Source organism: Arsenicicoccus sp. UBA6765 (genome assembly GCF_002453335.1).
In the GTDB taxonomy this organism is placed as follows: domain Bacteria; phylum Actinomycetota; class Actinomycetes; order Actinomycetales; family Dermatophilaceae; genus Arsenicicoccus; species Arsenicicoccus bolidensis.
The window spans coordinates 1-6,905 of sequence record NZ_DKGR01000008.1; the positions used below are offsets into that span (position 1 = coordinate 1).

At 71.2% G+C, this 6,905-nt stretch carries 7 protein-coding genes; 6 read left to right on the forward strand and 1 reads right to left on the reverse strand.

Features of this window, described 5'->3' with window-relative positions; all coding sequences use genetic code 11:
• The 5 genes from B4K29_RS01555 to B4K29_RS01575 form a co-directional block, all read left to right on the forward strand.
• On the forward strand, positions 1-1,712 hold a 1,712-nt coding region (locus B4K29_RS01555), incomplete at its 5' end, for a DEAD/DEAH box helicase (RefSeq protein ID WP_286966256.1).
• Between the two features lie 106 nt (positions 1,713-1,818).
• On the forward strand, positions 1,819-2,379 hold the full coding sequence (locus tag B4K29_RS01560) for a YqgE/AlgH family protein (RefSeq protein WP_286955630.1): 561 nt from the start codon (positions 1,819-1,821) through the stop codon (positions 2,377-2,379).
• A gap of 22 nt (positions 2,380-2,401) precedes the next feature.
• Positions 2,402-2,707 carry a DUF3039 domain-containing protein gene (locus tag B4K29_RS01565; protein WP_019287705.1) on the forward strand — a complete coding sequence of 102 codons (306 nt, stop codon included), beginning with the start codon at positions 2,402-2,404 and terminating at the stop codon, positions 2,705-2,707.
• A 112-nt stretch (positions 2,708-2,819) separates the two neighbouring features.
• Positions 2,820-3,008, forward strand: coding sequence for a hypothetical protein (locus B4K29_RS01570; protein WP_019287706.1), 189 nt, complete (start codon positions 2,820-2,822; stop codon positions 3,006-3,008).
• A 127-nt stretch (positions 3,009-3,135) separates the two neighbouring features.
• Entirely contained in the window at positions 3,136-4,890 is a 1,755-nt protein-coding gene (locus tag B4K29_RS01575) for a DEAD/DEAH box helicase (protein WP_286955631.1), read from the forward strand.
• A gap of 53 nt (positions 4,891-4,943) precedes the next feature.
• Here the strand turns inward: B4K29_RS01575 and B4K29_RS01580 are convergent, their stop codons facing one another.
• The gene (locus tag B4K29_RS01580; RefSeq protein WP_029212999.1) at positions 4,944-5,411 is read right to left on the reverse strand and encodes an Lrp/AsnC family transcriptional regulator; all 468 of its coding nucleotides are present in this window, start codon (positions 5,409-5,411) and stop codon (positions 4,944-4,946) included.
• Positions 5,412-5,521: 110 nt separating this feature from the next.
• On the opposite strand from B4K29_RS01580, the gene hppD reads away from it, so the two are divergent.
• Positions 5,522-6,730, forward strand: coding sequence for a 4-hydroxyphenylpyruvate dioxygenase (gene hppD / locus B4K29_RS01585; protein ID WP_286966257.1), 1,209 nt, complete (start codon positions 5,522-5,524; stop codon positions 6,728-6,730).
• The last annotated feature ends 175 nt before the right edge of the window (positions 6,731-6,905 follow it).

The window sequence follows — 6,905 nt, forward strand, 5'->3', positions numbered from 1 at the left end:
GTCCGCGTCGCGAGTTCAACCGCGACGAGCGCCCGCAGCGTGGCGGTTTCAACCGTGACGACCGTGGTCCGCGTCGCGAGTTCAACCGCGACGAGCGCCCGCAGCGTGGCGGTTTCAACCGTGACGACCGCGGTGACCGTGGTCCGCGTCGTGAGTTCAACCGCGACGAGCGCCCGCAGCGTGGCGGTTTCAACCGTGACGACCGCGGCCCCCGTCGCTTCGAGCGCGACGACCGCAGCCGCACCTGGACCGACCGCGAGGAGCGCGAGGCCATGGGCCTGTCCGTCGACGTGCCGGCCGAGGCTGCGCCCGTCACGGTGGACACCGACAACGGCTTCGCCGCCCTCGGTCTGCCGGCCCCGCTCGTCGAGCGCCTGGCTCGCGACGGCATCACCACGCCGTTCCCGATCCAGCAGGCGACCATCCCCGACGCCCTCGCCGGGCGCGACGTCCTCGGCCGCGGCCAGACCGGCTCGGGCAAGACGCTGGGCTTCGGTCTGCCGCTCATCGCGACCCTCGCGGCCGGTGGCAAGGCCAAGCCGGGCGTCGTCCGCTCGGTGATCCTCGTGCCGACCCGCGAGCTGGCCCAGCAGGTCAGCGACGCGCTGCAGCCGCTGGTCCACGTGATGGGCCTGCGCCACAAGCTCGTCGCGGGCGGCATGCCCTACCCGCCGCAGATCATGGCGCTGGAGAAGGGCCTCGACGTCCTCGTCGCGACCCCGGGACGCCTCAAGGACCTCATCGACCGCGGCGCGGCCGACCTGTCCCAGGTCGAGGTGGCTGTCCTCGACGAGGCCGACCACATGGCCGAGATGGGCTTCCTGGAGGCGATCAGCGAGATCCTCGACCTGGTCCCGGCCGGCGGTCAGCGACTGCTGTTCTCCGCGACGCTGGACCGCGGGATCGACACGGTGGTCGAGCGCTACCTCACCGACCCCGTGACCCACGAGACCGACCCCGAGACCGCCTCGGTCGAGACCATGGACCACCACGTCCTGCTCATCGACCCGATGCACAAGAAGGTCATCACGGCCGAGGTCGCCAACCGCACCGGCCGCACCGTGGTCTTCGTGCGCACCAAGCTGGGCGCCGACCGCGTCGCCCTGCAGCTGCGCGAGCAGGGCGTCTTCGCTGCGGCCCTGCACGGTGGCCTCTCGCAGGTGCAGCGCAACCGCGTGCTCACCGGCTTCAAGGAGGGCACGCTGCCCGTCCTCGTCGCCACCGACGTCGCGGCCCGCGGCATCCACGTCGACGACGTCTCCGTGGTCCTGCAGGTCGACCCCCCGGCCGACCACAAGGACTACCTGCACCGCTCCGGCCGCACCGCGCGCGCCGGCGAGCGCGGCACCGTCGTGACCCTGGCGCTCCCGCACCAGCGTCGCCAGATGGAGCGCCTCGTCGAGCAGGCCGGCGTCGACGTCAAGCCGATCCGCACGGCCCCCGGCGACCCGCTGCTCTACGACGGCGTGGGTGCCCGCACCCCGTCCGGGGAGGCCATCGAGGAGGGTCGCTACCGCCGCCTCGTCGAGGGTGAGCCCCGTCCGCAGCGCGGCCACAGCCGTGGCGGCGCGCGCTACCAGCCGCACGGTCGTCGCAACGAGCGCTCGTTCCGTGGCCGCGACGACCGCGGGGACCGCGGCGGTCGCGATGCCCGCGGCGGTCGTGACGACCGTGGTGGCCGTGACCGCTCGGCCCGTCGCTACGACGGCTGAGCGCACGCTCCCAGGCCCAGCGCCTGACACCGGCAGCGGGCGTCACCCTCACGAGGGGTGGCGCCCGCTGCGGCATACGGCCGGTCCTGGCGGGCACAATGGGACGGTGCGCACCGAGGACCTGACCGGACGACTGCTCGTCGCCACCCCTGGGCTGGGGGAGGGGGTGTTCGAGCGGTGCGTCATGCTCGTGCTGCACCACGGCGACGAGGGCGCGCAGGCCGTCGTGCTCAACAAGCCGGTCGACGCGACCATCGACACGGTCCTGGACGGCTGGCAGGAGCACGTCCGCGAGCCCCAGGTGCTCTTTCAGGGCGGCCCCGTACAGCTCGACTCAGCCCTCGGCGTGGTCGGGGTCATCGACCCGGCCCTCGACGTCGACGGGGTCCAGCAGCTCTTTCCCGGCGTGGGGGTCGTCGACCTCGACACGCCTGCCGACCAGGTCATGCCGCACCTGACCGGCGTCCGGATCTTTGCCGGGTATGCCGGATGGGTCGCCGGCCAGCTCGAGGGCGAGATCCGCAACGGCTCGTGGTACGTCGTGGACCGCCTCCCCGGCGACGTGTTCAGCGACGAGCCGGGCACCCTGTGGCGCCGGGTCCTGCGGCGGCAGCCGGGGCGGCTGGCCTTCGTCGGCCTCTACCCGGACGACGAGGACTACAACTGAGCCTCGGCCTAGGATGTCCCGCATGAGCCAGGGATACCCCGACATGCCGCCGGACCCGTTCGCGGAGCCGGGCGGACCCTCGACGCAGACCGCCGTGCTGGAGCGCGAGGAGGTCGAGGAGCAGCTGCAGGAGCCGGGCGACCGCGAGCGCTTCGCCCACTACGTGCGCAAGGAGAAGATCCTGGAGAGCGCGATGACGGGGGAGCCGGTCATCGCGCTGTGCGGCAAGATCTGGGTCCCCGGGCGCGATCCCAAGAAGTTCCCGGTGTGCCCGATCTGCCAGGAGATCTACGACGGGTTGCGCAAGCCGCAGGACGGCGGCGAGTGATTTCATCCTTTTGACGGGTTTAGATCACTGCTAGTGATATTTGCTCACGCAAGGCGCTACTCTGGTTGCGGGGTGTCACGGGGCGCCCTGCCGTCGTCGAAGGGAAACCACCATGCGTAACCTCGCCCGCACCGCTGCCGTCATCACCGTCGCTGCCGTCGCCACCCTCGCCGGGGGCTCCGCCAACGCCGTCACCCTCAAGCTCGGGTCGCAGCCGGCCGACACCATCAAGATCGGCTCCGCGCCCTCCGGCGCCACCACGGTCGGCTCGGCCGACCGCGTCACGCTCAAGCTGGGCTGACCACCACGACCTCGTCGGCCCGCCACCCCCGAACCGGGGTGGCGGGCCGATCTCGTGCCTCCCACGGCTGTCAAGCACCCGTCGCCCGGCATGTTGCCCGGCGAAAACGTCTACCCTGCAGGACGCGATGAGTACCTCTGCTGCCGAACACCTGTCCCCAGCCTTTCCCGAGCGTGCAGCATGGGGGACGGCTGGCAAGCTGCGTGCCTGGCAGGCCGAGGCCCTCGAGGCCTACCTCACCGAACGTCCCCGCGACTTCCTGGCGGTGGCCACGCCTGGGGCCGGCAAGACGACATACGCGCTCCGGGTCGCGACCGAGCTGCTCCGACGCGGGGTGGTGCGCCGCGTCACCGTCGTCGCCCCGACCGAGCACCTCAAGGTGCAGTGGGCGGACGCCGCCGCACGCGTCGGTATCCAGCTCGACCCGACCTTCACCAACGCCGCGGGGACGCACAACAAGGCCTTCGACGGCGTGGCGCTGACCTACGCGCAGGTGGCGTCCAAGCCGCTGCTGCACCGGGCCCGCACGGAGGCCGCCCCGACCCTCGTGATCCTCGACGAGATCCACCACGGCGGCGACACCAAGTCCTGGGGGGACGCGATCCGTGAGGCCTTCGAGCCCGCGGCGCGGCGGCTGGCGCTCACCGGCACGCCCTTCCGCTCCGACACGAGCCCCATCCCGTTCGTGCGGTACGAGGAGGGTCCGGACGGCATCCGTCGGTCGGCCTCGGACTACTCCTACGGCTACGCCGAGGCGCTGCGCGACGGCGTGGTGCGGCCGGTGCTGTTCATGGCCTACGGGGGCGCGATGCGTTGGCGGACCCGCGCCGGCGACGAGCTCGCCGCCCGGCTGGGCGAGCCGCTCACCAAGGACCTCACGGCGCACGCGTGGCGGACCGCGCTGTCTCCCACGGGGGAGTGGATCCCGTCCGTGCTGCGCGCCGCCGACAAGCGCCTCACCGAGGTGCGCCGGCACGTGCCGGACGCCGGCGGCCTGGTGATCGCGACCAACCAGACCAATGCCCGAGCCTACGCCAGGATCCTGCACGAGATCACGGGGGAGAAGCCCACGGTCGTCCTGTCCGACGACGCCGGGGCCTCCCAGCGCATCGAGACCTACTCCCAGTCCACCGATCGTTGGCTGGTCGCGGTCCGGATGGTCTCCGAGGGGGTGGACGTGCCCCGCCTGGCGGTCGGGGTCTACGCGACCTCGACGTCGACGCCCCTGTTCTTCGCGCAGGCGGTGGGGCGGTTCGTGCGCGCCCGTAAGCGCGGAGAGGTGGCCTCGGTGTTCCTCCCGTCCGTGCCGGTGCTGCTCGAGCACGCCGCCCGCCTGGAGGACGAGCGGGACCACGCGCTCGACCGGCCCAAAAAACCCGGTGAGGAGGAGCCGCTCTGGTCCGAGGAGGACGGGCTCCTCGAGGAGGCCAACCGGTCCGAGCAGGCCAGTGACGAGCTCGACCTGAAGTTCGAGGCGCTGGAGTCGGACGCGGAGTTCGACCACGTCCTGTTCGACGCCCAGCAGTTCGGCCTCGTGGCGGACGTTGGCTCGGAGGAGGAGGAGGGCTACCTCGGGCTCCCCGGCCTGCTCGAGCCCGACCAGATGGCGCACCTGCTGCGAGAGCGCCAGGACCGGCAGAAGCCCAACGCCCGCGCCAAGGAGCGACACGAGGAGGTCTCGGCGCACCGCGCCCTGCAGGCCCAGCGCAAGGAGCTCAACAAGCTGGTCTCGGCCTATGCCCGCAAGACGGGGACGAAGCACGCCATCGTGCACTCCGAGCTGCGGCAGGTCTGCGGGGGTCCGGCGCTGGACCAGGCGTCCGGCGCCCAGGTCACCGAGCGCATCGACAAGATCCGCAACTGGTTCGTCGGCCGCCGCTAGGTCGTCGACCGCCACCAGGTCGTCGGGCTCGCCAGGCCGTCGGGCTCGCTAGGTCACTGGACCGCGGCGTCGACCAGGGGAGTGGTCCGGTGCGCCAGCCGGGTGGCCAGGGAGATCACCGTCGAGGTCCGTATGACGGAACCGCCCGCCGCCACGTCGTCGATCACTCGCTGCAGGTCCGCGTTGTCCCGCCCGACGATGCGGATCCAGATGTCACCCGACCCCGTGATGGTGTGGGCCTCGAGCACCTCGGGGATCTGCTCGAGGTGCTGCACGACGCGCTCGTGCCCGTGGTCCTGGCGGATCTCGAGCGTGGCGAAGGCCATCACGGGATAGCCCAGCGCGGCCGGGTCGACGTGCGGCTCGAAGGACGCGATGACGCCCCGCCGCTGCAGGCGGTCGAGCCGGGCCTGCACGGTGCCGCGCGCGACGCCGAGCTCCCTCGACGCGCCGAGCACCCCGATGTGCGGGTCCCGCGTGAAGGCGTGGATGAGCCTGCGGTCCAGGTCGTCGATGGCCATGGGACACATTGTCCACCCGTTCCCGGTCGCCGGCATCATTCCTGACCACTTTGACCAGGTGGGAAGGACATGCTTGCCCGGGTGACCGGCGGCCCTCACAGTTGGGCCTCATGACCGACACCACCTTGGACCTGACGCCGCAAGAGCGGGTCGCCGACCTGGACCTCAACCAGCTCAAGCAGCTGGTCGGCCTCGTCGAGTACGACGAGGCGAGCGACCCCTTCCCCGTCACCGGCTGGGACGCCATCGTCTTCGTGGTGGGCAACGCCACCCAGACCGCGCACTACTACCAGTCCGCCTGGGGCATGACGCTGGAGGCCTACTCCGGGCCGGAGCACGGCAACCGCGACCACAAGTCCTTCGTCCTGCGATCGGGCTCGATCCGTTTCGTCATCAAGGGTGCCGTCAGCCCGGCCAGCCCGCTGATCGAGCACCACGCCAAGCACGGCGACGGCGTCGTCGACATCGCCCTCGAGGTCCCGGACGTGGACCGCTGCGTGGCCCAGGCCCGCCGGATGGGCGCGACCGTCATCGACGAGCCGCAGGACGTCACGGACGAGCACGGCACGCTGCGCCACGCGTCGATCGCGACCTACGGCGAGACCCGCCACACCCTCGTCGACCGCTCGGGCTACTCCGGCCCCTACTGGCCCGGCTACGTCGAGCGCACCTCGACCTACCAGAAGCGCGACGGGGCCCCGAAGCGCCTCTTCCAGGCGCTGGACCACATCGTCGGCAACGTCGAGCTCGGCAAGATGGACGAGTGGGTCGGTTTCTACAACAAGGTCATGGGCTTCGTGAACATGGCCGAGTTCATCGGTGACGACATCGCCACCGACTACTCCGCCCTCATGTCCAAGGTCGTCGCCAACGGCAACCACCGCGTGAAGTTCCCCCTCAACGAGCCCGCCCTCGGCAAGAAGCGCTCGCAGATCGACGAGTACCTCGACTTCTACGGCGGCCCCGGCGCCCAGCACCTCGCGCTCGCGACCAATGACATCCTCCGCACCTACGACGAACTGCTCGCCAACGGCGTCGAGTTCCTGTCGACCCCCGACTCGTACTACGAGGACCCTGAGCTGCGCGAGCGCATCGGCCAGGTCCGCGTCCCGATCGAGGAGCTGCAGCGTCGCGGCATCCTGGTCGACCGTGACGAGGACGGCTATCTCCTGCAGATCTTCACCCGCCCGCTCGGCGACCGGCCGACGGTGTTCTTCGAGCTGATCGAGCGCCACGGCTCGCTGGGCTTCGGCAAGGGCAACTTCCAGGCCCTGTTCACCGCCATCGAGCGCGAGCAGGAGCTGCGCGGCAACCTCTGACCATCCCGTATGCCGTCCGCCCGCCGCCTCGACCGAGACGGCGGGCGGCGCGCGTCCGGGCCAGGGGGTCTGAATGGGCGAGGTAGGTCGTTGAGAGGCGACAGATGGGGGTCATGGGGCTGCGAGAACCCCCATCTGTCGCCTCTCAACGTCGGGGAGCGCCTCTCAACGTGGG